The sequence below is a fragment of the Pseudomonas sp. Irchel 3H9 genome (assembly GCF_900187495.1).
Lineage (GTDB): Bacteria > Pseudomonadota > Gammaproteobacteria > Pseudomonadales > Pseudomonadaceae > Aquipseudomonas > Aquipseudomonas sivasensis.
Window position 1 is genome coordinate 402269 of the sequence record NZ_FYDK01000003.1, and the last position, 23209, is coordinate 425477.

Genomic DNA, 23209 nt, shown 5'->3' on the forward strand with positions numbered 1-23209 from the left:
GCACGGTACGAAAATTCTTATCGATATATCGAAAACACGCGACACTTTTTACCCTTTCACACTGGCATAATCCGTCGCACTTTCGGCGGGAGAATGCCCATGTCGCGTTACCTTTTTCTTGTTCTGGGCTTGGCAATTTCCGTAGCCAATGCGGGCGAGAAATCACCCTCCAAAACGGCAGACCAAGAGCAGCACGACCTTGCCTACAGCCTGGGCGCCAGCCTCGGTGAACGCCTGCGCCAGGAGGTGCCGGACCTGCAGATCCAGGCGTTGATCGAGGGCCTCAATCAAGCCTATCAAGGCAAGCCGCTGGCGTTGGATAACAAGCGCATCGAACAGATTCTTGCCCAGCATGAAGCGCAGGCCGAAGCCGACGCCCAAGCACCCAAAAGTGAAAAGTCGCTCGCAGCTGAACAGCAGTTTCTAGCCAAGGAAAAAACGGCAAAAGGGGTGCGCGAATTAGCTGACGGAATCCTGCTCACGGAACTGACACCCGGCAGCGGCAGCAAACCTGGAGCTAATGATCAGGTTCAAGTGAAATACGTTGGACGGTTACCCGATGGCACAGTCTTCGATCAGAGCACACAGCCCCAGTGGTTTCGCCTGGACAGTGTGATCAGCGGCTGGAGCAGTGCGTTACAACAGATGCCGGTGGGAGCGAAATGGCGCTTGGTGATCCCATCATCCCAAGCCTACGGTGCCGACGGCGCGGGCGAGTTGATCCCGCCTTACACGCCATTGGTATTCGAGATCGAGTTACTCGGCACTCGCCAATGATCCAATAAAAAACGGTGCGTCATGCGCACCGTTTTTTTAAATCACCGTTGAGGATCAAGCCTGAGTGGCTGGCTCTTCCTTGTGGGCATTGTGCAGCACTTCGATCAAGCAATCTTCCAGTTCGAAGCGCTCATGCAACAGCGCGCCCAACTCCTTGAATTTTTCGGCAACGCAGTTTCCGGCATCACACAGGTCGGTGAACGCCAGCAGCTTCTCGGTGATGACATCAATGCGTGGGTAAATGGTTTCGGCCAAGTCGAGACCACGTTGATCGTCGAAGGCTTCGGCCTCCTTGGTCAGCTGCTCGTAGACGCCGAAGTGGCCGGCCGACACGTAGTCCACCAAGACACCACAGAAATCCTGCAACGGCTCGCGATTCTCACCCAGTGCCTCAGGCTTGGCGCCGAGAGCATCAAAGGCCCGAACCAGTTCGTGACGTGCCTTCAACCAGCTGTCGATCAGCTTGTGCACCCCACCCCAGCGTTCCTGAGCATTCTGACAACTTTCCAGCATGATGATCTCTCTTCCCTATAGGGGCGCTGCCGCCTGATGCCCGCGCAACACTTCAAGGAGTAAGCCGCAGCGGGACAAGGCCGCATCTGACAAGCAAACGGTTTTAATAACGCGTGCGGGCCAGATTATGCCCGCACGACTATGGCTTCAAGGTACGCAGGAGAGAAAGTTCATACAAGTGTTTAATCCCATCCTACAAACCGCGACCTTCGTTCAGCGCCCTACCGGACGCAGGGGACGGCTCAAATACAGCCGTGAAAACTGTATGACACCGAGGACTAGCATGCCCAGGAAGAACAACAGGCTCCATTCGGGAAGGCTCAAGTCGAACAGCGTCCAGCTTATTTCCACACAATCGACGGTACCCTCGACCACCAATCGTAAGGCCTGCCACACCGAGAGGTTATCGATCATGTGGCTCAGGCTGGGCCAGCAATCGGCGGCCTGATCCGGTGCGGCATTTTGCAGCAGCACCTGACGCACAGCGGTAACGGCACCCAACAATGCACATCCCATGCTCGTCAGCCCGTACAGGTAGTAAGTGGATCGACTGGATGAATGGATAGCGGCAACCAGATTGATGAGCGTGAATGCGGCCAGAAAGGCCCGTTGTATCTGGCACAGGAAGCACGGGCGTAACGATGCACCGAACTCAAGATAGAAGGACGCCCCCAACGTCAGCGCACCCGCCATGAACGCAAGAAAAAACAAGGAGCGTGAAGGGGCCAAAGACATGCTTTATCCGCACAGCGAGAGATAGGTCGTTACGGTAGAGGAAAGGCCCGACCCCTTTCAATACGCGACAGAGCAGACAGTTCTGTGAGATCGCAGGGATATCCCGCATAAGCATGAAAGACTTCGAGCATCCCAGTGTAGGAGTTTGCAGTAGAGCGCTTAAAACCCAGCATCTGCTGGGCATTGAAGGGCTAACTCTCAGACGTATCTGAGCAAACCCTCCATTCCTTTCCTACATCAAGACCGGGTAGGAACTGGCAGGGGAGAGGCCAGTAAGCGGTTATCCAGCAGACCCAAACCTTCTTGGAACAGTTGGTTGCTGCGCTCGGTATCACCCAACTGGGCCAATAACCGCGCCAGCTCGGCACACGCCTCAGGATTACGCTGCACTTGAAGGCTACTTTCCAGATAATCCCGTGCCTTGCCCCATAGGCTGTTTTGCAAGCACAGACGACCCAACGTCAGCAGCAGGCTGGCATCACCCGGATGATCCTTGAGCCACCCCTCGGCAAACTTCAATTGCCGGGCCTGGTCACCGCCGCGCAGCAGGCCGTACAGACGAATCAGGTGGCTGTCATAGCCGCGCTTGATAGCACCGCGCAACGCCTCCTCCGCCTTGGCATCGGCGCCCAGCTGGCGCAGTTGCTCAGCGTAAGCCAGCACCAACTGCGGCTCCTGACGCTGAGCCGAAGTGAGTTGCTGCCAGGCCCGCTCAAGGGACTGCAAACCCGCTTCGCCCTGCTCTTCGCGCTGAGCAGCCAGGCTCAGGTTCTCTCCCCAGGCACGGCGCTCCAACTCGGCCAGTTCGCTGGCAGGCAGCACTTTGTCCTTGCGCAGCTCCGGCAGCAGTCGAATGACCGAAGACCAGTCGCCTCGCTGCTGGTGCAAACGCTGCAATTGGCGCAATACCTGGGCGTTATGGGGATGACGCTCGTGCATGACCTGCAAGGTCGTCAGCGCGCCGTCAGTATCGCCACGGTCCAACTGCAATTGCGCATGGCTCAACGCGACCGCCAACTCCGCTTGGGGCTGACGCTCCAGCGCACGCGCCAGCAAACCGTCGGACTCCTCATAACGACCCTGCTCATTCGCCGCACGGGCCGCGCCCAGGTAGTACAACAAAGGCTGGCGCTCAGCTTCAGCTGCACGATGCAGATGACGCTCAGCGCTGGCCCAGCGGCCCTCAGCGAGGTCCATCTGGCCCTGTTCGATGGCGATCTGCACACGGCGACTGCGGTTACGCCGAGACCACGGGTTGACCACGCCACCGGAGGTGGTCAACAGGCTCAGCAACACGCGAATCAGGTAAATGGCGAGGCCGATGGCAAACACTGCTACCACGGTCGCCCATAGGCTCGACTCGTAATGCAGCACATGAGGATAGGTAATCAGCACATAGCCGGTGTGTTTCGAAATGCCCACAGCGAGTGCCAGGGCGATCGCAACCACCAGCACCAGGATCACATAGAAACGCTTCATCGGCTCTACTCCTGGATCGCCGGCTTGCCAGCCGCCGCCTTAGCTTCGTCAGCAGACACATGACGACGTTCTAGGTACGCCTGCACCGCAGCCAGACTCGCCGCCAGGTCCGGTGTCACTACCGACACAGCTTTTGGCTCAAGCTCGGCGATACGCGCCAGCATCGCCTTGCTCTGCGGATTGTCCTGGTTGAAGTTGTCCTGCAACACGCTGCGCGCCTCGCCCAGCGAACGGCTGTACACCGCCGACTCTCCATTGAGCGCCGCCCATTGCGCCTGCTCCAGCGCCAGGCTCAGGGCCAGGCGAACTTGGTTCAGCCCCTGACCGGCGAGCAGTGGTCGAATGTTATCGTCGGGATTGAAGTCGATGCGGAAGTAACGGGAAATCTGCTCCCACCACTGTCTCCAGCGGCTATCCGTATCAGTGCTTGGACGCCCCTGCCCAGAGGGCTCGGTGAGTTGATATTCAGGGGCAATGGCTGCCAACTGCACAACCTGGTCACGCAAGGCTGCCAATTGCAGGTAGAGCCCGGTACGGTCCGGCTGCTCGGTACTGCGCAACGCGGCCAGGCTCTTGGCCAATTGTTCTCGCGCAGCGTAGGAACCTGGATCGCTCTGCTCGCGAAGAATCTCGTCGGCGCCCTGCACCAGCGCCTGGGCACTGTTGATATCTTGCAGGGCGGACAGCCGCAAACTCGCCAGACGGATCAAGTGCTCGGCCTCGGCCAGGCGCCAGTCTTTACGGCTGGCCCCCAGCACGGTTTCCAGACGCTGGTTAAGGCGCTGCTGATCACCTTGCAACTGGGCGACCAGACGGCGGCGCTCTTCCAACTCGTCAGCGCCCGGCAACTGGGCCAAGCGCGCAGCCAGTTGCTGCTGACTTTGCTTGAGGGACTGGGATTGGTCATTCAGGGTCTGCACCTGACCCAGCTGCTGCTGGCTGCTGGCTTGCAGGGCGCGGACCTGCCAGATCCCCCAACCCCCGGCAGCAACCCCCACGGCGCCAAGCAGCAAGGCGACAACTGCCAGGCCATTGCCACGGCGCGGCGTGGTGACCGGTGACTCAACCGGCGCATCGAGTGCGGGTTGGGTTTCATCTTTAGGCAAGGCTGTTTCGCTCACGTATCCGTCCTTTGCGTATCAGAGAGTGGGAACGGGATGACTCCGTAACGCCACTAACAAAGCCGCGGCACTCGCGCCGCGACAATCCACAACTTTTTCTGCGCCAGCAGCCCGTGCCATCTCGGCGACTCGTGGGCTGGGCACGAACAACGGCAGCTGTGCCACCTGTGGCCAATCGGGGCCGGCCAAGGCTTGCAGGTGCAAAAAACCCTGCCCACTGCTGACCACCAGGCCGTTCAAGCGTTCCAACTGGATGCGTTGCACCAGCACACCGGCGTCATAGGTCGGCAGGAAACGGCGGTACAACTCCAGATAGTCGACACTAGCACCTTGCTCGCGCAAACGCTCCGCCAGCAACTCTCGACCGCCCTCGCCACGCAGAATCAACACCCGTGAATCGCGGCACGCGATAGCCTCGCGCAACGCCGGTAATTGAAGCAAGGCCTCGCTGTCGTCGCCGCTTTGGGGATAATGAATGTTCAGGCCCTGATCGGACAGTACCTGCGCTGTTGCCGCGCCGACGCTGAACCAAGGCATTTGTGGCTTGGGATGATGAGCCAACTGCTGCAGGGCAAGGCGCGCAGCGGGCTTGCTCACCACGATCACCGCGCAATAGCGATGCAGGTCACGGAAGACAGCCTGTTGCTCGGGCGTGATGGGTAAAGGCTCAGTGTCCAGCAGGGGCAAACTGCTGCTGAAAATGCCGGTTTCAGATAACGACGCCGCCAGGGCGGTCGATTCCTCTGCAGGCCGCGTCAGCAGCACTCGCCACCCACTCACTGCGGACCGGCCTCACCGTAGACTTTTTGCAGAATGGCACCAGCGCCTTTATTCAGGAGTTCTTCAGCGACCTGGATACCCAAGGCCGTGGCATCACGCTGCGGCCCGCGCACTTCGGCCGTCAACAAGGTGCCGCCGTCAGGGTCGCCGACCAGGCCACGCAGCCACAGGTCTTCACCTTCGAGCACGGCGTAGCAAGCAATCGGCACTTGGCAGCCGCCATTGAGGTGCTTGTTCAGAGCTCGCTCGGCTGTGACACGCACTTCGGTATCGTGGTGATCGAGCGGCTTGAGAAGTTCGTGGATTTGGCTGTCGGCGGTGCGACATTCGATGCCCACGGCGCCCTGCCCACCCGCTGGCAAGCTGTCTTCGACGCTGATGGCGGAGGTGATGCGATCTTCGAAACCCAGCCGGATCAAACCAGCGGCAGCCAGGATGATCGCGTCATATTCGCCAGCATCCAGCTTAGCCAGGCGAGTGTTGACGTTGCCACGTAGAAAGCGGATCTGCAGGTCTGGACGGCGGGTCAGCAGCTGGGCCTGACGACGTAAGCTGGAGGTGCCGACGATGCTGCCCAGCGGCAGCTCATCCAGGGATGCATAGGTGTTGGAAACGAAGGCATCACGCGGGTCTTCGCGCTCGCAGATGCAAAAAAGGCCCAGGCCTTCGGGAAAGTCCATGGGCACGTCTTTCATCGAGTGCACGGCGATGTCGGCTTCGTTTTCCAGCAGCGCAGTTTCCAGTTCCTTGACGAACAGGCCCTTGCCCCCGATTTTCGACAGTGGCGAGTCAAGCAGCTTGTCGCCGCGACTGACCATGGGCACCAGGGACACCGTGAGGCCGGGATGGGCCTGTTCAAGGCGTGCTTTGACGTATTCGGCCTGCCATAAGGCCAGAGCACTTTTACGGGTGGCGATGCGGATTTCGCGAGAGGACATGGATCAATCCGTACTGAATAGATACGGCAGATAATAACAGCTCAGGCAAATGCGCTTTGATTTGAATCAGCAAGTGCGGGGCCTCCCTGGCCACGTCGCACCGGGATAAGGAATGCAGGCCTCGCTACAGCCCTCGAACTAAAGCTGCTGCATCATTTTGCGCACGCCCGCGACATGGCGTCGACTGACGATCAACGCATCGCCGTTAAGCCCTTTAAGGAACAACTGGAAGTGCCCCAGAGGTGTGCGTTGAAGACGTTCGATCCGCTCGCGGGCCACCAGCGCATTGCGGTGGATACGCACGAAGCGTTCGCCGAACTCATCCTCAAGGGCCTTGAGCGGCTCATCGAGCAACACTTCGCCAGCCTCATGTCGCAGGGTCACGTACTTGTGATCGGCAATAAAATAAACAACCTGGCTCAGTGGGATCAGCTCAATCCCTTTGCGCGTACGTGCGCTGATGTGGCTGCGCGGCCCGTTACCACTTTGGGCGGCAGGCTGGGTCAAGGCTGCCAGTTGGGCGCGGTTGGGGCGCTCGGCTTTCTTCATGGCCTTGAGCAAGGCTTCGGCAGTCACTGGTTTAATCACAAAGCTGACGCCACTGGCTTCCAGCGTCTGCTCAGCAAACTCTTCTTGCGCGGCGCATAACACCACGGCGGGTGGCGATTCTCGCTCGCTCAGCCGGGCGGCGACTTGCAGGCCATCAAGGCCCGGCATGCGGATATCGAGCAACACCAGGTCGGGCTTGAGGCTGTCGATCAGCGTCAACGCCTCCTCCCCGTTGGTGGCACTCGGCTCAAGGACTGTATAACCCTCAAGTTCACTGACCAAGCGGGTCAGTCGCTCGCGGGCTTGGGGTTCGTCATCAACGATCAGGACATTCATATAGCGCTGGATTCCTGCGTGAGTCTCGCACAAGGATAGCGTAGACAGGTGCGGTGACTTGCGTCACAGCGATCCACGCTAAGACTAGCGCGAGCGGCAAAAAGTGCCCTGACAGCGGCACCCATATTTACCCGGACCTGTTCAATAGCGCCCAAGACCTGCTGCCATCGGGCATCGTCGTAGGGTTTGCTGATACACAATCCGAATACCCCCCTTTTAAATGGATAGTCAGGCTCTGACCGCAATACCCGACTTTGGTGCATTCACACACTATCAGTCCAACTGTAGACGCTCACCGGAACGATATTGCGCAATCGTCAAATATCGTTTCGATAAACATCTACCTCCAGTCTCTTCCCGGACGCGTTCGGCGGCAAGGCACTTAGCCATCCTTTGCACAAATAAAAATGCCGACGACCCGCAGCACCGCCTCCACGGGCAACCCTGTTATTATCGCCGGCAGACTTCCACGCCTCTTTATTAAGCAGACCACGAGCGAATCCATGAGCACCGACAAGACCAACCAGTCCTGGGGCGGCCGCTTCAGTGAACCCGTCGACGCCTTCGTCGCCCGCTTCACCGCCTCCGTCACCTTCGACCAGCGCCTGTACCGCCACGACATCATGGGCTCCATCGCCCACGCGACGATGCTGGCCAAAGTCGGCGTGCTGACCGACGCCGAGCGCGACAGCATCATTGACGGCCTGACCACCATCCGCGGTGAGATCGAAGCCGGTACGTTCGACTGGCGCGTCGACCTGGAAGACGTGCACATGAATATCGAGGCCCGCCTCACCGACCGTATCGGTGTGACCGGCAAGAAACTGCACACCGGTCGTAGCCGTAACGACCAAGTGGCCACCGATATCCGCCTGTGGCTGCGCGATGAAATCGACCTGATCCTGTCCGAAATAACTCGCCTGCAAAAAGGCCTGCTGGAGCAGGCCGAACGCGAATCGGACACCATCATGCCCGGCTTCACTCACCTGCAAACCGCCCAGCCTGTGACGTTCGGTCACCACCTGCTGGCCTGGTTCGAAATGCTCAGCCGCGACTACGAGCGCCTGGTCGATTGCCGCAAGCGCGCCAACCGTATGCCATTGGGTAGCGCCGCGCTGGCTGGCACCACTTACCCGATCGACCGCGAGTACACCGCACAACTGCTGGGCTTCGACGCTGTGGGCGGCAACTCCCTGGACGGCGTCTCGGACCGTGACTTCGCCATCGAATTCTGCGCCGCCGCCAGCATTGCGATGATGCACCTGTCACGCTTCTCCGAAGAGTTGGTGCTGTGGACCAGCGCGCAATTCCAGTTCATCGACCTGCCGGATCGCTTCTGCACCGGCAGCTCGATCATGCCGCAAAAGAAAAACCCCGACGTGCCAGAGCTGGTCCGCGGCAAGAGCGGCCGCGTATTCGGCGCACTGATGGGCCTGCTGACCCTGATGAAAGGCCAGCCGTTGGCTTACAACAAGGACAACCAGGAAGACAAGGAACCGCTGTTCGACGCCGCCGACACCCTGCGCGACTCGCTGCGTGCCTTTGCCGACATGATCCCGGCGATCAAGCCAAAACACGCGATCATGCGTGAAGCGGCTTTGCGCGGTTTCTCCACGGCAACGGACCTGGCGGACTACCTGGTACGCCGTGGCCTGCCGTTCCGTGACTGCCACGAAATCGTCGGCCACGCAGTGAAATACGGCGTGGAAACCGGCAAAGACCTGGCAGAAATGAGTCTGGAAGAACTGCGCCAGTTCAGCGACCAGATCGAGCAGGATGTGTTCGCCGTACTGACCCTGGAAGGTTCGGTGAATGCGCGTAATCACATCGGCGGCACTGCGCCCGCGCAGGTGAAGGCAGCGGTCGTACGCGGCCAGGCGTTGCTCGCCAGCCGCTAAAAAATGTGGGAGGGGCTTGCCCCTCCCACACTTGGTCACTTTTTGGCCGCAATCATCGCCATAAACGCCGGCATCGCCGCCTCCCGGTCCGCTGCCACCTTTTGGGCGTTGGGCATGGCATGCAATCGCTCCAACAACGCTTTCGCCTTTGGCAACTCAGCCAGCAAATCCAATCCAAACAGCTTCTCGCCCACGCCACAGGCGAGGTTCACGCTGTACATGAAATACAGATCCGCAATCGTAAAACTTTCCCCCGCCACGTAAGGCGCGAACTTGCCGTGCCGACCTAAAGAACCAATCCCCAGCAGCAACTCAGCCTTGGATTTTTCCTTGATCGCCTCCGGCACCGGCATACCGAAAAACGCCTCGGCAAAACACGCGCGGGCGGGCAATTCGATGTACAGCTCGATTTCCCGGCACAGCGCCAGCACTTGGGCACGCTGGAATGGGTCTGCCGGCAACAGCGAAGGGCCTTCCTGGGTTTGCTCGATGTATTCGAGTATCACGCTGGTTTCGTTGATAAACCCCTGCTTTACGCCAAGCGCCGGTACCTTGCCGCGCGGACTGATTGCCAGGGCTTCCGGGGTTTGACCGGCATAGAAAGGTACCTCTTCAAACAGGAGCCCTTTCTCCAACAGCGCCAGTTTCACCATGTTGTAGTAGTTGCTGACCGAAAATCCGTAGAGCTTGAGCATCGCAAAGCCTCCAGGCCGTGTGCGGGGTTGGCTGCAAGAGTTATAGATCTTGGCGCCCAGCCTGACCAGCAGCATCACCTGCCTGAATGGAGGTAGACTGGCGCCCTTTCCTTGAGGAGCCTGCCATGAGCGAGCCGACCGATATCGACAGTGACGAAGAAGAATTCACCGAAAACACCCTGATCGAAGCGATCGAGAACCAGATCGAAAGCGACAATCCCCCCGCCGCCAAAGCGACCTTCAACAAACTGACCCTGGTGGGTTATGAACGCGAAGACATCCTGAATCTTATGGCCCACGTGCTGGCGTTCGAGATCGACGCGATGCTGGACGAGGACCGTGCCTTCAATACCGAATGGTATGAAACCGCGCTGCGGGCGCTGCCTGAGTTGCCGCCTGAAAAGGAATAATCCCGGCACGCAGCAACACGCTGGACAGTTCGGCAAAGTGCGTTCACCTTATGGCCTGCTAGCCTCTAATAAATTTTAGAAAGTCTGGAGTCCTTATGTCGTATACCCCTGAATTGGTTGCCGAACTGGAAATCCTTGTACTCTTCCCCTTGGACAGCACCAAGGAAGGTCTGAAGGTCCATCAGACCGCCGCTCCTACTGCCATCGCCGCTGCCAAGCGCCTCCATGCCAAAGGACTTATCGACCAGCCAGACGGGGGCTATCTGACCAGCCTCGGTCGGGACGCCGCAGAGCAGGCCCAAACCCTGCTGACTATTCTGACCACTGCCAGCACCAAAGAAGCAGCCTGATACCCGATACCGCCCATGGAGTCCGCTCACTGCGGATTCCAAGGGCGTTGCTGTGGGCCAGTTAAAATTCTGGCGTCAAAGACCATTTCCCCCTAAACCTCCTACGCCACTGGCTGTAAACTCCTACACGGCCGCCCACGTCGGGCCCTGCGAGCCACCGAGTTCGACATGACCCGCACCCATGAAATCCGCCCTGACTTGGACGAAGGCATCGACCGCAAGGTGCTGGCCCAATTGCGTGCGCGCTTCATGGCCCTCAATGAGGGGCGCATGGCGCGTGCCGTCGAGGGGCTGACGCCGCGCCAGCAAAGCGTGCTGACCCTCCTGCCACTGTTTTTTCACGTTAATCATCCGCTGTTGCCCGGTTATGTTTCGGGCAGCACGCCAGCCGGGCTTTCGAATTTCGAGCCCGACGCTCAGGCCTTGACCGAAGCCCAACGCCTGACCCGCTCGTTCTCTTACAAGCCGCGCCCGGTCAATCAGCCCAAGCCTATCCATGGCCTATTTCTGATGGGCAGCCTTGGCACCCTCGCCCAAGCGGATCAGAGCGATATGGACGTATGGGTGTGCCACGCCCCCGACTTGAGCGAAAACGAGCTGGCCGAACTGCGCAAGAAATGCCAACTGCTGGAAGCCTGGGCCCTCACCATGGGCGCCGAGGCACACTTCTTCCTGATCGAGCCAACGCGCTTCGTACTCGGCGAGCGCGACACCCAACTGAGCTCCGACGACTGCGGTACCACCCAGCATTACCTGCTGCTGGACGAGTTCTACCGCACAGCCATCTGGTTGGCCGGGCGCACGCCGATTTGGTGGCTGGTGCCGGTATACGAAGAGACCCGTTACGCCGAATTCACCCACACACTGCTCTCCAAGCGGTTTATCCGCGCCGATGAAACCCTTGACCTCGGCCACCTGGCACATATTCCACCCGGCGAATTCATCGGAGCCGGTCTATGGCAGTTGTTCAAAGGCATCGAGTCACCTTACAAATCGGTGCTCAAACTGCTGCTGACTGAGGTCTACGCCAGCGAACACCCCAACGTGCATTGCCTGAGCCTGCGCTTCAAGCGCGCGGTGTTCGCGAACCAGATGGACCTGGATGAGCTGGACCCATACATCGTGGTGTACCGCCGCATCGAGGAATACCTCAAGGCACGCAACGAGCCCGAACGCCTGGAATTGGTACGCCGCGCGCTGTACCTGAAGGTCAATCGCAAGCTCACCGCCGGCCAACGCACCAGCAGTTGGCAGCGACTGTTGCTGGAGCGCCTGGCCCGCGAATGGAGCTGGGACCAGCGTCAACTCGCCCTGCTGGACAGCCGCAGCCAGTGGAAAGTGCGTCAGGTGGCCTCGGAACGCCGCGCCCTGGTCAGCGAGCTGAACTACAGCTATCGCTTCCTGACCCAGTTTGCCCGGACCGAACAAACCGTCAGCCTGATCAACAAGCGCGACCTTAACGTGCTGGGCCGGCGCCTGTATGCCGCTTTTGAGCGCAAGGCCGGCAAGGTCGAATTCATCAACCCCGGCATCGCACCGGACCTGGCTGAAGACACCTTGACCCTGGTGCAGTCGCCCAACCGCAAGGAACCGGGCCAGCATCACTGGGGGTTGTACAACGGCAACCTCACGGCCCTGGAGTGGGAACACTTTGCGCCGATCAAGCGCAGCCGCGACCTGCTGGAAATGCTGACGTGGTGCCATCGCAACGGTGTAATCGACAGCAGCACGCGCCTGGCGCTGCACCCCGGCACCAGCGACATGACCGAATTCGAGTTGTTCAACCTGCTGGGCAGCCTGCAACAAACGGTCGCCCTGCCCCTGACCAGCGTCGATGAAATAAGCCTGCTGCGATCGGCGGTGCCCGAGGAAGTGTTACTGCTGATCAACGTCGGCGTCGACCCGCTCAAGCATCACCGCGACCTGAACATCCTGATGACCACCGAGCGCACCGACTCCCTGAGTTATGCCGGTGTTCGCGATAACCTGGTGCTGACCCTGGACCAAGTCACGCTCAACAGCTGGAACGAGGTGATGGTCAGCCGTTACGACGGCCCGCACGCTTTGCTCGATTGCCTGCGCGACTACCTCAACCAACTGCCATCGGACCGCCTGCCGCGTCTGCGGGTGCGCTGCTTCTGTCATAACCGTGCGCAGTTCATTGCCCAACGCGTGGAGGAAATCTTCGACACCGCGCAGAACCTGCTGCTGGGTCAGTCCAACCACCGCTACTTGCTGCAAGTTCAGCAGCACTACCACGTAATGGAGTTGATGCCGGGCCAAGCCACCCATGTGTCACTGGCAACCCAGGACGCGCTGATCGCCTACCTCAGCGAGGAGCTGGCCAGCTACAGCCCGCTGCATCTGGACACGATGGCCCTGGAAGACCACGACCTGGCGCTGCTGCTGCCCATGGGCATGGCTGATTGCGTGCAAGTGTTCTACCGGGTCAATGAGGATTTCGCCGAGCTGTATGTGCTGGATGAGTTCAACGCGCTCTGGCAGCAGCGCCTGCCGTTTCATGATGAGCAGAGCCTGCTGGCGCCTTTGCAGCGCTTTCTGCAATCCATCATCTATCGGCGGGATGCGTTGTCGCCGCTGGACACGCAACAACCCCTGGGCGCGGTGCAGACCTTGTATTACCAACTATTGCCGACAGGAAGCGGACGCGCCCGCGGGATCGAACCTCGGCCGGCGCCGCACAATCCAACGAACAAACCGTTTTACGACGTGCAGGCGATTATCGGCAAAGCAGCACACGGCAAGGTGGGCATTACCCTGTACTGCAATCAGCGGGAGTTTTCCGAATTGGAATTCGGCGACCAGCTATTTGCCGTGGTCGCCCAGGAGATCGTTGGACAGCGCCGGGAAACCGAGCGCTACCGTTGCTACATCACCGACCTGGATCTATCGGGCCTGCTCGGTGATGTGCAGAGCCCGAGCAACCTTTACCTGCGCTACAAGGCCGAGCTGGAGCTGTCGCTCAACGAGGCGCTGAGCCAGATTTAGAGAGTGAAGGCGCCGCCGTCTTTTGGCTGGCCTTCAACACTGAGCAATTCAAGCTTGAGGGTCTTGCCGCCAGGTGCCGGCCAGTCGATATGCTGGCCCACTTTCAGGCCTAACAACGCGCTGCCCACGGGTGCCAGGATCGAGATCTTGCCGGCGTCTGCATTGGCATCTTTCGGATAGACCAGCGTCAGGTGGTAGTCCTTGCCGCTGCCTTGCTCACGGCAATGTACGCTGGAGTTCATGGTCACGACACCCGCAGGCACTTCATCGTGGCCAACCACTTCTTCGGCGCGATCGAGTTCGGCTTGCAACGCTTCGACGCCGGGAGTTTCGTCGCCCAACCGGTCGATCAGTTGCTCCAGACGCTGCACGTCAAGACGGGTGAGGATGATGGACGGTGCGGTGGTCATGATTCAGGCAGACTCCTTTTTTCTGCACAAAAAAGCAAAACCCCGCCAAAAAAAGGCGGGGTTCTCGCGGGCCTCGATGAGTTGAGGCGTATCCGGACACTACCACAGCGTCACAAATAAACAAGACAGCCTCAGGCGTGCGCCCTGCGCTGCTCGGCCTCGGCGCAGATCACCCTGCGCCGGGCATCGTCGGCGGAGCGCCATTCGCGGATGTCTTCAACGTGACGAAAGCAGCCGAGGCAGACTTTTTGCTCATCCAGACGACACAAACTGATACAAGGTGACGGCACCGCCGGGCTGACATTACTGAACAGCGGCTTTGGCGGACGTACGGGCGCAGGCTGAGTCACGGTCAAATCTCGTCGAAATCCAGCTCGGCGCCGGTATATTCGTGGACCAGGCGCGTGAGCATCTCGCCCAACAACTCTTCACTCTTATCGCACTGCCATTTGCCGCTTTCTTCGTCGTAGTCGAAGTGAACGCCACCGGAGCGCGCCGCCAGCCAGAGCTGACGCAGGGGTTCCTGGCGACTGAAGATCAGTTGCTGGCCACTCTCGAACTTGACGGTCAGCACGCCGGCCGAGTTTTCCAGGTCCACATCCAGGCCGCTGTCGTCAAAAATATCTTCCAGCGCCTGCTGGGTCGCATCCACCAGGTCGTGAAAACGGGCTTCGGTCAAACTCATTGTGGCAACCTCAAAAGTGTCTGGTTTTGCTCAAGCGCCGCACGATACGGGCGAGCCTCGCCGATTGCAAAGGATACCGATTTCATTACCGATGACGGTATGAAATATCCTCTGCCAGCGTAGCCCGCTTCACCTTCATGTCGGCAAACCCCCGCCGGACGGGTATTTCGGCGCATAGGCAAGCTGGCGGGTGGTCGGTATACTCGGGCGCAATTAATGCATATTCAAGGATTTCGCCATGAAGCGCCTGATCTCTTCCCTTGCTGCGCTCGTCGCGGTCGCTTGCCTCGTTAGTGCCTGTGGTCAAAAAGGCCCGCTGTACCTGCCCGATGACAGCAAAGACCCGAATGAACAGGCGCAATCGTCGCAAAAGCCATCCAAAGCGCATAAGCACGACACCTACGAATAAGGGAGCTCCATGGACGCTTTTAACTACCGGGACGGCGAGCTGTTCGCGGAAGGCGTGGCGCTGTCCGCGATTGCCCAGCGCTTTGGTACCCCGACGTACGTGTACTCACGCGCTCACATCGAAGCTCAATACCGCTCCTTCACCGACGCACTCGACGGCGTACCGCACTTGGTGTGCTACGCGGTCAAGGCAAACTCCAATCTGGGTGTACTGAATGTCCTGGCGCGTATGGGCGCTGGTTTTGACATCGTCTCCCGTGGCGAGCTGGAGCGGGTACTGGCAGCTGGTGGCCAGGCTGACAAGATCGTGTTCTCCGGCGTCGGCAAGAGCCGCGAAGACATGCGCCGTGCCCTGGAAATCGGTGTGCATTGCTTCAACATCGAATCCACCGACGAGCTGGAGCGCCTGCAAGTCGTGGCCGCCGAAATGGGCGTACGCGCGCCGATCTCCCTGCGCGTCAACCCGGACGTCGATGCTGGCACCCACCCGTACATTTCCACCGGTCTCAAAGAGAACAAGTTCGGCATCGCCATTGCTGACGCCGAGGACGTGTATATCCGCGCCGCGCAGTTGCCGAACCTGGAAGTGCTGGGCGTCGACTGCCACATCGGTTCGCAACTGACCACTCTGCCGCCGTTCCTAGATGCCCTCGACCGCCTGCTGGCGCTGATTGATCGCCTGGGCGAATGCGGCATCTACCTGCACCACATCGACCTCGGTGGCGGCGTGGGCGTGCGGTATCGCGATGAAGAGCCGCCGCTGATTGCCGACTATATCCAGGCCGTGCGCGAGCGCATCGAAGGTCGCGACCTGACGCTGATGTTCGAGCCGGGCCGCTACATCGTCGCCAACGCCGGCGTGCTGCTGACCCAGGTCGAGTACCTCAAGCACACCGAGCACAAGGATTTCGCCATCGTCGACGCGGCGATGAACGACCTGATCCGCCCGGCGCTGTACCAGGCCTGGATGAATGTCACCGCTGTGACGCCTCGCGACAGCGAAGCTCGCGCCTATGACATCGTCGGCCCGATCTGCGAAACCGGCGACTTCCTCGCCAAGGATCGTCAGCTTGCGCTGGAGGAAGGCGATCTGCTGGCCGTGCATTCGGCTGGTGCCTACGGGTTTGTCATGAGTTCCAACTACAACACCCGCGGCCGTACCGCCGAGGTACTGGTGGACGGTGATCAAGCGTTTGAAGTGCGTCGCCGCGAGACGGTAGCCGAGTTGTATGCTGGCGAAAGCCTGCTGCCGGAGTAAGCCATGCTGCTGCGTTTTACCAAGATGCACGGGCTCGGCAATGATTTCATGGTCCTCGACCTGGTCAGCCAGCACGCGCACATCCTGCCCAAGCACGCTAAACAGTGGGGCGACCGGCATACAGGGATTGGCTTCGACCAATTGCTGATCGTCGAGGCGCCAAGCAACCCGGAGGTGGATTTCCGTTATCGGATCTTCAACTCCGACGGTTCCGAAGTGGAACAGTGCGGCAACGGTGCGCGGTGTTTCGCGCGTTTCGTGCTGGATAAGCGCCTGACCGCCAAGCGCCAGATCCGCGTCGAGACCAAGAGCGGTGTGATCGAGCTGGATATTCGCAGCGACGGCCAAATCAGCGTCAACATGGGCGCGCCGCGCTTGGTGCCAGCGGATATTCCGTTCCAGGCCAGCGAGCAGGCCACCAGCTACGCAGTCGATGTCGACGGCAAGATCGTCGACTTGGCGGCCGTCTCCATGGGCAACCCCCATGCTGTGTTGCGGGTCAACGACATCAACAATGCCCCCGTACATGAACTGGGGCCGAAGATCGAACACCACCCGCGCTTTCCGGCACGGGTCAACGTGGGTTTCCTGCAGGTGATCGACCGTTCCCGCGCGCAATTGCGTGTGTGGGAACGCGGCGCCGGCGAAACCCAGGCCTGCGGCACCGGTGCTTGCGCCGCTGCCGTGGCCGCGATCAGCCAGGGGTGGATGGATTCGCCGCTGCTGATCGACCTGCCCGGTGGACGCCTGTCCATCGAATGGGCAGGCCCTGGCCACCCGGTTCTGATGACCGGGCCGGCCTCGCGTGTATACGAAGGACAGGTCCGTCTATGAGTGAGCCAAGCTAATGACCGATAAGCCTCAAGTACCCGCACCCGCAACCCCGAGCGAAAGTCTGGAGGCCGCTGCTGTCGCGGCGTACCTTGAGGCGAATCCGGATTTCTTCGTCGAGCACGAAGAACTGCTGCCGGCGCTGCGCATCCCCCACCAACGCGGCGACACCGTGTCGCTGGTGGAGCGACAGATGAAGATCCTGCGCGAGCGCAATATCGAGATGCGTCATAAGCTCTCGCACTTGATGGACGTCGCCCGCGACAACGACCGCCTGTTCGACAAAACCCGTCGCCTGATCCTTGCGCTGATGGACGCCACCAGCCTGGAAGAAACCGTGATCGCCGTGGAAGACAGCCTGCGCCAGGACTTCCAAGTGCCATTTGTCAGCCTGATCCTATTCAGCGACAACCCGATGCCTGTAGGCCGCTGGGTCAGCGGCAGCGACGCACAGACCGCGATTGGCGGCCTGTTGTCCGAGGGCAAGACCATCAGCGGCACCTTGCGCGAGCATGAGCTGGACTTCCTGTTTGGTCCCGAACAGCTCAAGGAGATCGGCTCCACAGCTGTGGTCGCCCTCAGCCATCAAGGCTTGCATGGCGTGCTGGCTATCGCCAGCCGTGATCCTGCGCACTACAAAAGCTCGGTGGGCACGCTGTTCCTGACCTATATCGCCGAAGTGTTGGGCCGCGTCCTGCCGCGCTTCACCACCGCCCTGCGCGCGGTGCGCTAGCCATGGAACGGCAACTGGACGCTTACTGCGCTCACCTGCGCAACGAGCGCCAGGTGTCGCCCCACACACTGGAAGCCTATCGGCGGGACTTGAACAAAGTCCTGGCCTACTGCGAAAAACAGCAGGTCACCAGTTGGAAGGCCTTGGATATCCAAAGCCTGCGCAGCCTGATCGCGCGCTTGCACCAGACGGGCCAATCCTCGCGCAGCCTGGCTCGCCTGCTGTCGGCTGTGCGCGGGCTCTATCACTACCTCAACCGCGAAGGCCTGTGCGACCACGACCCGGCCAACGGCCTGTCTCCGCCCAAGGGCGAACGGCGCCTGCCCAAGACCCTGGACACCGACCGCGCCCTGCAATTGCTCGATGGCGCCGTAGAGGATGACTTCCTGGCCCACCGCGACCAGGCGATCCTGGAGCTTTTCTATTCCTCGGGCCTGCGCCTGTCGGAACTCACCGGCCTGAACCTAGACCAATTGGACCTGGCAGACGGCCTGGTGCAAGTACTCGGCAAGGGCAGCAAAACCCGCGTGCTGCCGGTGGGCAGGAAGGCCCGCGAAGCCCTGCAACTCTGGCTTCCGCTGCGGGCGTTGGCCAACCCGGCGGACGACGCCGTGTTTATCAGCCAGCAAGGCCGGCGACTGGGGCCGCGGGCTATTCAGGTGCGGGTCAAAGCCGCCGGGGAGCGCGAACTGGGTCAAAACCTGCACCCGCATATGCTGCGGCACTCCTTTGCCAGCCATATGCTGGAATCGTCCCAGGATCTGCGCGCCGTGCAGGAGTTGCTGGGCCACTCCGATATCAAGACCACGCAGATCTATACCCATCTGGACTTCCAACACCTGGCAACGGTTTACGACAGCGCCCATCCACGGGCCAAACGCATCAAGGGCGGCGACTCATGAGTATCAAGCTGATCACCTTCGACCTGGACGACACACTCTGGGACAACGTACCCGTCATCATCAGCGCCGAGGCGTCGATGCGCGAATGGCTGGCCGTGCATGCCCCCAACGTCGGCGACCTGCCACTGGAGCATTTCGCCAGCCTGCGCCAACAGGTGCTGCAGCGTCATCCGGAGCTCAAACACCGCATCAGCGTGTTGCGCCACCGGGTGCTGATGCACGCCTTCGAGGAGGCCGGATATCCACAGCCGCAAGCCACGGAAATGGCAGACGTGTGCTTCGAGGCGTTCATTCACGCCCGTCATCAGCTCACTCCCTTCCCTGAAGCCGAGCCGATGTTGCAAGCGCTGCGCCAGCACTTTCTGCTGGGTGTGATCACCAATGGCAATGCCGATGTGCAGCGTGTGGGCCTGGCTGACTACTTTCACTTTGCGCTGCGCGCTGAAGATATTGGTATTGCCAAGCCGGATGCGCGGCTGTTCCAGGAGGCGCTGCAACGCGGCGGAGTGGATGCCAGCGCAGCGGTGCATGTTGGCGACCATCCCGGGGACGACATTGCGGGGGCGCAGCAGGCGGGGCTGCGGGCCGTGTGGTTTAACCCCAGCGCAAAGGTGTGGGAGGGGGATAAACGCCCCGACGCGGAGATTCGTAGCCTTACGGAGCTGCCGGAATTACTCCGCAAGTGGCAGTAGTACTAGAGATCCCAATATGGGGATCACCACGAAGCTCAAATAAATCAGCAAGCATGAAAAAGCCCGCAGCGACGGCGGGCTTTTTCTTACAAGCAGGTGACTGACCTCAGATAGGTCGGCTGCCGTACTTGTTATCCGGCTTCTTGGGTGGGTCTGCCACCACGTTAGCCTCGACTTCCTGCACTCTGCCGCCTTTAGCGAGGAATTCTTCCATCGCACGGGCCAGAGCATCGCGCTCTTTGTTCTTGGCCTCAACGCTCGGCAATTCATCTACCGAAACAGCTGCCTTGGCTTTGCCTTTGGCCGCAGGGGCAGGCGCATCATCGCCACCATCGTCGTCCGCAACGTCTTCCGCTGCAGCTTCAAGACCTTCTTCGGTGTCGTCTTCGTCACCTACTTCGAGTTCGTCGTTTTCCAGATCATCGTCGCTCATGTTCTACCTCATGACTTGCGAAAAGCAGCTTAGTTATAGCCCAGCTTCGCCCTCTGTCGAGGCCGCCAGGGAAAAATCAACATCCACTGGATAACCAGTGGCTTACGCCCCGTCACCGTGCAAGGTGGCGAGGACTTTACGAGCACCGCCATGATCACGGTGCTCGCCCAGATAAACACCTTGCCAGGTACCCATCGCCAAGCGGCCGGCCTTGACCGGCAAACTCAGCTGGCAGCCCAGGAGACTGGCCTTGAAGTGCGCCGGCAGATCATCCGGACCTTCGTCATTGTGTTCGAACCCGGCACGGCCTTGCGGCACCAGCAAGTTGAAGAAACGTTCGAAGTCACGGCGAACCGCCGGATCGGCATTCTCGTTGACGGTCAGAGAAGCCGAGGTGTGCTGCAACCACAGGTGTAACAGGCCCACACGACACGCCTTCAATTCAGGCAAGCCGGCAAGCAACTCATCGGTCACCAAGTGAAAGCCCCGGGGCTTGGCCCGCAGGGTAATCAGGGTCTGTTGCCACATAGAGTTCTCCGCCCATCGGCGCGCATTCTAGCGCGCTCTGGGAAAAAACAAAGTGCCGAATACGCCTACGTGCCTGTAAGACATTCGCACACTGAAAAGTGCCGTGTGCGGCCGATCAAAAACTTTGCGCAAAAACCGGCACAGCGTCTTACGACTGACAAACACCAGGCAAAAAAATGCCCGGCAAGCCGGGCATTTTTTTTACGCGCATTTACAAGTTGTAGCCGCGTTCGTTGTGTTGCGCCAGGTCGAGGCCGACAGCCTCTTCCTCTTCGGTAACACGCAGGCCAATGACCATATCGAGCACCTTGAGGATGACGTAGGTGACGATCGCCGTGTAGATCACGGTGAAGCCAACACCCTTGCACTGGATCCAGACTTGAGCCGCGATGTCAGTGACGGTGCCGAAGCCGCCCAAAGCAGGGGCTGCGAATACACCTGTGAGGATCGCACCGACGATGCCGCCGATACCGTGCACGCCGAATGCGTCCAGGGAGTCGTCGTAGCCCAGCTTACGCTTGAGGCTGGTCGCGCAGAAGAAGCAGACCACACCGGCCACCAGGCCGATTACCAGAGCGCCCATCGGGCCAACGGTGCCGGCGGCTGGTGTTACAGCTACCAGACCAGCGACTACACCCGAGGCGATGCCCAATGCACTTGGCTTGCCGTGAGTGATCCACTCGGCGAACATCCAGCCCAACGCCGCAGCAGCGGTAGCGATCTGAGTGACCAGCATCGCCATGCCAGCAGTGCCGTTGGCCGCAGCAGCGGAGCCGGCGTTGAAGCCGAACCAACCGATCCACAGCATTGCCGCGCCCACCAGGGTGTAACCCAGGTTGTGCGGTGCCATCGGGGTGGTAGGGAAGCCTTTACGCTTGCCGAGCACGATGCACGCCACCAGCCCAGCCACACCGGCGTTGATGTGCACCACGGTGCCGCCGGCAAAGTCCAGCACGCCCCAGTCCCACATCAGGCCGCCGTTGCCGCTCCAGACCATGTGCGCGATTGGCGCATAAACCAGGGTGAACCAGATGCCCATGAAGATCAGCATCGCAGAGAACTTCATACGCTCAGCGAAGGCACCGACGATCAGCGCCGGGGTGATGATGGCGAAGGTCATCTGGAAGGTGATGAACACCGCTTCCGGGAACAACGCCGCAGGCCCGGTGATGCTGGCTGGGGTCACACCCGCCAGGAACGCCTTGCCCATGCCGCCGAAGAAGGAATTGAAGTTGACCACACCCTGTTCCATACCGGTGGTATCGAACGCAATGCTGTAGCCGTAGACGACCCACAGGATGCTGATCAGGCCAGTGATGGCGAAGCACTGCATCATCACCGACAGAATATTTTTGGAGCGGACCATGCCGCCGTAGAACAGCGCCAGGCCGGGAATGGTCATGAACAGCACCAGTGCGGTGGCGGTCAGCATCCAGGCGGTGTCGCCAGAGTTGAGGACTGGAGCAGCCACTTCGTCTGCCGCCATGGCCAGGCTTGGCATTACGATGGACAACAGGGCTCCGAGCCCTGCGAATTTACGCAGAGTCATATTGTTTTCTCCTGGGGCGTTGGGGTTTGGCGGCTTAGATTGCGTCGGTATCGGTTTCGCCGGTACGGATGCGAATAGCCTGTTCCAGATTGACCACGAAGATCTTGCCGTCACCGATCTTGCCGGTGTTGGCGGCCTTGGTTATCGCTTCGATAACCCGGTCAAGATCCTTGTCGTCAATGGCGACATCAATCTTCACCTTCGGCAGGAAATCGACTACGTATTCCGCGCCGCGATACAGCTCGGTGTGACCCTTCTGCCGACCGAAGCCCTTGACCTCAGTAACGGTAATGCCCTGCACGCCGATCTCGGACAGCGACTCGCGTACATCGTCCAACTTGAACGGCTTGATGATGGCAGTGACTAGCTTCATGAAAACTCTCTCCCGAATTGGTGGACTTGCCCCAGGAAAACAAACCCGTCTCAAGTCTAAGCGCAGTGCCTGGCTTTGTAACGCATCGTCGCAAGGGCAGTTGCCTTTGCGACGCCAGCGAACCACTGGTGACGAAACCTGTACCCCTGATCCGTCGGCGCACTGCATTCGTCACAGCGACTGCATCAGTGCATGGGTCATGATCGTCTAAGCAGAAACCTTGCCAGCTCCGTAAAAATCACTGAAATCAGTCCTTTGCCCACTTAACCTCACCCACAGGACTATTTGGCAGCTGCAATGCGCACGAAAACAGTGCGCCGTCGCACAGCCCGATGCGCGAAAAGCGTGCGCTGCAGGCCGCGAAAAAGACTATAGACGCTGCGTGATACACTGCCCGCCAACAGTTTCCGGAATATTTCCCATGCTCGCGCCCAAAGACCTACTCGACGCCCTGAGCGGCCACGCCTCTCGCCTGTTCAGCGGCGAAACCCCTCTGCCCCGCAATGAAATCGAAAGCCAGTTCAAGGCCTTGCTGCAAAGTGGTTTCAGCAAGCTCGACTTGGTAAGCCGGGAAGAGTTTGATAGCCAAATGGTGGTGCTGGCCCGCACGCGTGCGCGGCTGGAGAGCCTGGAGGCGAAGGTGGCTGAACTGGAAGCGCGGCTAACCCCAACGGCCGAGTAACTGACGCAACGAGGCCAAAATGTGGGAGGGGGCTTGCTCCCGATGGCGCTGGGTCAGTGACATATTTATCAACTGACCCACTGCTATCGGGGGCAAGCCCCTTCCCACATTTGTTCTGCGTCGTTCTCTGGATAC

At 60.0% G+C, this 23209-nt stretch carries 27 protein-coding genes and 1 pseudogene; 12 read left to right on the forward strand and 16 right to left on the reverse strand.

Annotated features, from left to right (window positions below; genetic code table 11):
• The first annotated feature begins 99 nt into the window (after positions 1-99).
• On the forward strand, positions 100-777 hold the full coding sequence (locus tag CKW32_RS13630) for an FKBP-type peptidyl-prolyl cis-trans isomerase (RefSeq protein WP_095185187.1): 678 nt from the start codon (positions 100-102) through the stop codon (positions 775-777).
• A gap of 54 nt (positions 778-831) precedes the next feature.
• On the opposite strand, the gene CKW32_RS13635 is transcribed toward CKW32_RS13630, so the two are convergent.
• The 8 genes and pseudogenes from CKW32_RS13635 to CKW32_RS28840 all read right to left on the reverse strand — a co-directional run.
• Complete coding sequence (locus tag CKW32_RS13635) at positions 832-1290, reverse strand: Rsd/AlgQ family anti-sigma factor (RefSeq protein WP_032884346.1); 459 nt, start codon at positions 1288-1290, stop codon at positions 832-834.
• Positions 1291-1503: 213 nt separating this feature from the next.
• The gene (locus CKW32_RS13640; protein ID WP_095185188.1) at positions 1504-2025 is read right to left on the reverse strand and encodes a disulfide bond formation protein B; all 522 of its coding nucleotides are present in this window, start codon (positions 2023-2025) and stop codon (positions 1504-1506) included.
• 237 nt (positions 2026-2262) lie between these two features.
• Positions 2263-3504 (reverse strand): heme biosynthesis protein HemY, encoded by a 1242-nt coding sequence (locus CKW32_RS13645; RefSeq protein ID WP_032884349.1) that lies wholly within the window; start codon positions 3502-3504, stop codon positions 2263-2265.
• A gap of 5 nt (positions 3505-3509) precedes the next feature.
• Entirely contained in the window at positions 3510-4625 is a 1116-nt protein-coding gene (locus CKW32_RS28585) for a uroporphyrinogen-III C-methyltransferase (protein ID WP_256585326.1), read from the reverse strand.
• 18 nt (positions 4626-4643) lie between these two features.
• Positions 4644-5405: a uroporphyrinogen-III synthase gene (locus CKW32_RS28590; protein ID WP_256585327.1), complete on the reverse strand. Its 762-nt coding sequence runs from the start codon at positions 5403-5405 to the stop codon at positions 4644-4646.
• Entirely contained in the window at positions 5402-6343 is a 942-nt protein-coding gene (gene hemC, locus CKW32_RS13655) for a hydroxymethylbilane synthase (RefSeq protein ID WP_095185189.1), read from the reverse strand. The genes CKW32_RS28590 and hemC overlap by 4 nt, the downstream gene beginning before the upstream one ends.
• 138 nt (positions 6344-6481) lie before the next feature.
• Positions 6482-7228: a LytTR family DNA-binding domain-containing protein gene (locus CKW32_RS13660; RefSeq protein WP_095185190.1), complete on the reverse strand. Its 747-nt coding sequence runs from the start codon at positions 7226-7228 to the stop codon at positions 6482-6484.
• Positions 7225-7341, reverse strand: a pseudogene (locus tag CKW32_RS28840) (sensor histidine kinase); the annotation flags it as partial. The pseudogene CKW32_RS28840 and the gene CKW32_RS13660, both read right to left, overlap by 4 nt.
• Before the next feature lie 390 nt (positions 7342-7731).
• On the opposite strand from CKW32_RS28840, the gene argH reads away from it, so the two are divergent.
• Positions 7732-9126, forward strand: coding sequence for an argininosuccinate lyase (gene argH, locus CKW32_RS13665; RefSeq protein ID WP_032884354.1), 1395 nt, complete (start codon positions 7732-7734; stop codon positions 9124-9126).
• Between the two features lie 35 nt (positions 9127-9161).
• Here argH and CKW32_RS13670 read toward each other — a convergent pair whose 3' ends face one another.
• Positions 9162-9821, reverse strand: a complete 660-nt coding sequence (locus CKW32_RS13670; RefSeq protein WP_095185191.1) for a glutathione S-transferase family protein — start codon at positions 9819-9821, stop codon at positions 9162-9164.
• A gap of 125 nt (positions 9822-9946) precedes the next feature.
• On the opposite strand from CKW32_RS13670, the gene CKW32_RS13675 reads away from it, so the two are divergent.
• From CKW32_RS13675 to CKW32_RS13685, 3 genes are all read left to right on the forward strand, one after another.
• Positions 9947-10231 (forward strand): hypothetical protein, encoded by a 285-nt coding sequence (locus CKW32_RS13675; RefSeq protein WP_032884356.1) that lies wholly within the window; start codon positions 9947-9949, stop codon positions 10229-10231.
• A gap of 95 nt (positions 10232-10326) precedes the next feature.
• Positions 10327-10581: a TIGR02647 family protein gene (locus tag CKW32_RS13680; RefSeq protein ID WP_003195403.1), complete on the forward strand. Its 255-nt coding sequence runs from the start codon at positions 10327-10329 to the stop codon at positions 10579-10581.
• Between the two features lie 168 nt (positions 10582-10749).
• Complete coding sequence (locus CKW32_RS13685) at positions 10750-13590, forward strand: class I adenylate cyclase (protein WP_095185192.1); 2841 nt, start codon at positions 10750-10752, stop codon at positions 13588-13590.
• Here the strand turns inward: CKW32_RS13685 and rnk are convergent.
• From rnk to cyaY, 3 genes are all read right to left on the reverse strand, one after another.
• Positions 13587-14000 carry a nucleoside diphosphate kinase regulator gene (rnk, locus tag CKW32_RS13690; RefSeq protein WP_032884359.1) on the reverse strand — a complete coding sequence of 138 codons (414 nt, stop codon included), beginning with the start codon at positions 13998-14000 and terminating at the stop codon, positions 13587-13589. The two genes, CKW32_RS13685 and rnk, sit on opposite strands and share 4 nt — an antisense overlap.
• Before the next feature lie 131 nt (positions 14001-14131).
• Positions 14132-14350: a DUF1289 domain-containing protein gene (locus CKW32_RS13695; RefSeq protein ID WP_015886498.1), complete on the reverse strand. Its 219-nt coding sequence runs from the start codon at positions 14348-14350 to the stop codon at positions 14132-14134.
• A 2-nt stretch (positions 14351-14352) separates the two neighbouring features.
• A complete protein-coding gene (cyaY, locus tag CKW32_RS13700; RefSeq protein WP_032884360.1) occupies positions 14353-14685 on the reverse strand; it encodes an iron donor protein CyaY in 333 nt (110 codons plus the stop codon).
• A 238-nt stretch (positions 14686-14923) separates the two neighbouring features.
• Between cyaY and CKW32_RS13705 the strand changes: the two genes are divergently transcribed.
• Genes CKW32_RS13705 through CKW32_RS13730 form a run of 6 tightly spaced genes read left to right on the forward strand, consistent with a single transcriptional unit; the run spans position 14924 to position 19509 of the window.
• Positions 14924-15094 (forward strand): lipoprotein, encoded by a 171-nt coding sequence (locus CKW32_RS13705; protein ID WP_010207449.1) that lies wholly within the window; start codon positions 14924-14926, stop codon positions 15092-15094.
• A 9-nt stretch (positions 15095-15103) separates the two neighbouring features.
• Entirely contained in the window at positions 15104-16351 is a 1248-nt protein-coding gene (lysA, locus tag CKW32_RS13710; RefSeq protein WP_095185193.1) for a diaminopimelate decarboxylase, read from the forward strand.
• 3 nt (positions 16352-16354) lie between these two features.
• The gene (gene dapF, locus CKW32_RS13715; RefSeq protein WP_032884362.1) at positions 16355-17185 is read left to right on the forward strand and encodes a diaminopimelate epimerase; all 831 of its coding nucleotides are present in this window, start codon (positions 16355-16357) and stop codon (positions 17183-17185) included.
• Positions 17186-17198: 13 nt separating this feature from the next.
• Complete coding sequence (locus CKW32_RS13720) at positions 17199-17915, forward strand: DUF484 family protein (protein WP_032884363.1); 717 nt, start codon at positions 17199-17201, stop codon at positions 17913-17915.
• Positions 17916-17917: 2 nt separating this feature from the next.
• Positions 17918-18817 (forward strand): tyrosine recombinase XerC, encoded by a 900-nt coding sequence (xerC, locus tag CKW32_RS13725; protein WP_032884365.1) that lies wholly within the window; start codon positions 17918-17920, stop codon positions 18815-18817.
• Positions 18814-19509: an HAD family hydrolase gene (locus tag CKW32_RS13730; RefSeq protein ID WP_095185194.1), complete on the forward strand. Its 696-nt coding sequence runs from the start codon at positions 18814-18816 to the stop codon at positions 19507-19509. The genes xerC and CKW32_RS13730 overlap by 4 nt, the downstream gene beginning before the upstream one ends.
• A gap of 106 nt (positions 19510-19615) precedes the next feature.
• Here the strand turns inward: CKW32_RS13730 and sutA are convergent, their stop codons facing one another.
• The 4 genes from sutA to glnK form a co-directional block, all read right to left on the reverse strand.
• Positions 19616-19942: a transcriptional regulator SutA gene (gene sutA / locus CKW32_RS13735; RefSeq protein ID WP_032884367.1), complete on the reverse strand. Its 327-nt coding sequence runs from the start codon at positions 19940-19942 to the stop codon at positions 19616-19618.
• 102 nt (positions 19943-20044) lie between these two features.
• A complete protein-coding gene (locus CKW32_RS13740) occupies positions 20045-20470 on the reverse strand; it encodes a secondary thiamine-phosphate synthase enzyme YjbQ (RefSeq protein WP_032884368.1) in 426 nt (141 codons plus the stop codon).
• Positions 20471-20681: 211 nt separating this feature from the next.
• Positions 20682-22019 carry an ammonium transporter gene (locus CKW32_RS13745; protein ID WP_032884369.1) on the reverse strand — a complete coding sequence of 446 codons (1338 nt, stop codon included), beginning with the start codon at positions 22017-22019 and terminating at the stop codon, positions 20682-20684.
• A gap of 34 nt (positions 22020-22053) precedes the next feature.
• Positions 22054-22392 carry a P-II family nitrogen regulator gene (gene glnK, locus CKW32_RS13750; protein WP_002555808.1) on the reverse strand — a complete coding sequence of 113 codons (339 nt, stop codon included), beginning with the start codon at positions 22390-22392 and terminating at the stop codon, positions 22054-22056.
• 421 nt (positions 22393-22813) lie between these two features.
• Between glnK and CKW32_RS13755 the strand changes: the two genes are divergently transcribed.
• Complete coding sequence (locus CKW32_RS13755) at positions 22814-23074, forward strand: accessory factor UbiK family protein (RefSeq protein WP_095185195.1); 261 nt, start codon at positions 22814-22816, stop codon at positions 23072-23074.
• The last annotated feature ends 135 nt before the right edge of the window (positions 23075-23209 follow it).

Excerpts from the sequence above, each read along its gene's own strand:
- CKW32_RS13660 (WP_095185190.1), bottom strand. The coding sequence starts at position 7,228 with ATGAATGTCCTGATCGTTGATGACGAACCCCAAGCCCGCGAGCGACTG.
- CKW32_RS13675 (WP_032884356.1), top strand. The coding sequence starts at position 9,947 with ATGAGCGAGCCGACCGATATCGACAGTGACGAAGAAGAATTCACCGAA.
- CKW32_RS13645 (WP_032884349.1), bottom strand. The coding sequence starts at position 3,504 with ATGAAGCGTTTCTATGTGATCCTGGTGCTGGTGGTTGCGATCGCCCTG.
- hemC (WP_095185189.1), bottom strand. The coding sequence starts at position 6,343 with ATGTCCTCTCGCGAAATCCGCATCGCCACCCGTAAAAGTGCTCTGGCC.
- CKW32_RS13720 (WP_032884363.1), top strand. The coding sequence starts at position 17,199 with ATGACCGATAAGCCTCAAGTACCCGCACCCGCAACCCCGAGCGAAAGT.
- rnk (WP_032884359.1), bottom strand. The coding sequence starts at position 14,000 with ATGACCACCGCACCGTCCATCATCCTCACCCGTCTTGACGTGCAGCGT.
- CKW32_RS13670 (WP_095185191.1), bottom strand. The coding sequence starts at position 9,821 with ATGCTCAAGCTCTACGGATTTTCGGTCAGCAACTACTACAACATGGTG.
- CKW32_RS13730 (WP_095185194.1), top strand. The coding sequence starts at position 18,814 with ATGAGTATCAAGCTGATCACCTTCGACCTGGACGACACACTCTGGGAC.
- CKW32_RS13705 (WP_010207449.1), top strand. The coding sequence starts at position 14,924 with ATGAAGCGCCTGATCTCTTCCCTTGCTGCGCTCGTCGCGGTCGCTTGC.
- sutA (WP_032884367.1), bottom strand. The coding sequence starts at position 19,942 with ATGAGCGACGATGATCTGGAAAACGACGAACTCGAAGTAGGTGACGAA.
- CKW32_RS13680 (WP_003195403.1), top strand. The coding sequence starts at position 10,327 with ATGTCGTATACCCCTGAATTGGTTGCCGAACTGGAAATCCTTGTACTC.
- CKW32_RS13630 (WP_095185187.1), top strand. The coding sequence starts at position 100 with ATGTCGCGTTACCTTTTTCTTGTTCTGGGCTTGGCAATTTCCGTAGCC.
- dapF (WP_032884362.1), top strand. The coding sequence starts at position 16,355 with ATGCTGCTGCGTTTTACCAAGATGCACGGGCTCGGCAATGATTTCATG.
- CKW32_RS13755 (WP_095185195.1), top strand. The coding sequence starts at position 22,814 with ATGCTCGCGCCCAAAGACCTACTCGACGCCCTGAGCGGCCACGCCTCT.
- xerC (WP_032884365.1), top strand. The coding sequence starts at position 17,918 with ATGGAACGGCAACTGGACGCTTACTGCGCTCACCTGCGCAACGAGCGC.
- argH (WP_032884354.1), top strand. The coding sequence starts at position 7,732 with ATGAGCACCGACAAGACCAACCAGTCCTGGGGCGGCCGCTTCAGTGAA.
- lysA (WP_095185193.1), top strand. The coding sequence starts at position 15,104 with ATGGACGCTTTTAACTACCGGGACGGCGAGCTGTTCGCGGAAGGCGTG.
- CKW32_RS13740 (WP_032884368.1), bottom strand. The coding sequence starts at position 20,470 with ATGTGGCAACAGACCCTGATTACCCTGCGGGCCAAGCCCCGGGGCTTT.
- CKW32_RS13745 (WP_032884369.1), bottom strand. The coding sequence starts at position 22,019 with ATGACTCTGCGTAAATTCGCAGGGCTCGGAGCCCTGTTGTCCATCGTA.
- CKW32_RS13635 (WP_032884346.1), bottom strand. The coding sequence starts at position 1,290 with ATGCTGGAAAGTTGTCAGAATGCTCAGGAACGCTGGGGTGGGGTGCAC.
- glnK (WP_002555808.1), bottom strand. The coding sequence starts at position 22,392 with ATGAAGCTAGTCACTGCCATCATCAAGCCGTTCAAGTTGGACGATGTA.
- CKW32_RS13685 (WP_095185192.1), top strand. The coding sequence starts at position 10,750 with ATGACCCGCACCCATGAAATCCGCCCTGACTTGGACGAAGGCATCGAC.
- CKW32_RS13640 (WP_095185188.1), bottom strand. The coding sequence starts at position 2,025 with ATGTCTTTGGCCCCTTCACGCTCCTTGTTTTTTCTTGCGTTCATGGCG.
- cyaY (WP_032884360.1), bottom strand. The coding sequence starts at position 14,685 with ATGAGTTTGACCGAAGCCCGTTTTCACGACCTGGTGGATGCGACCCAG.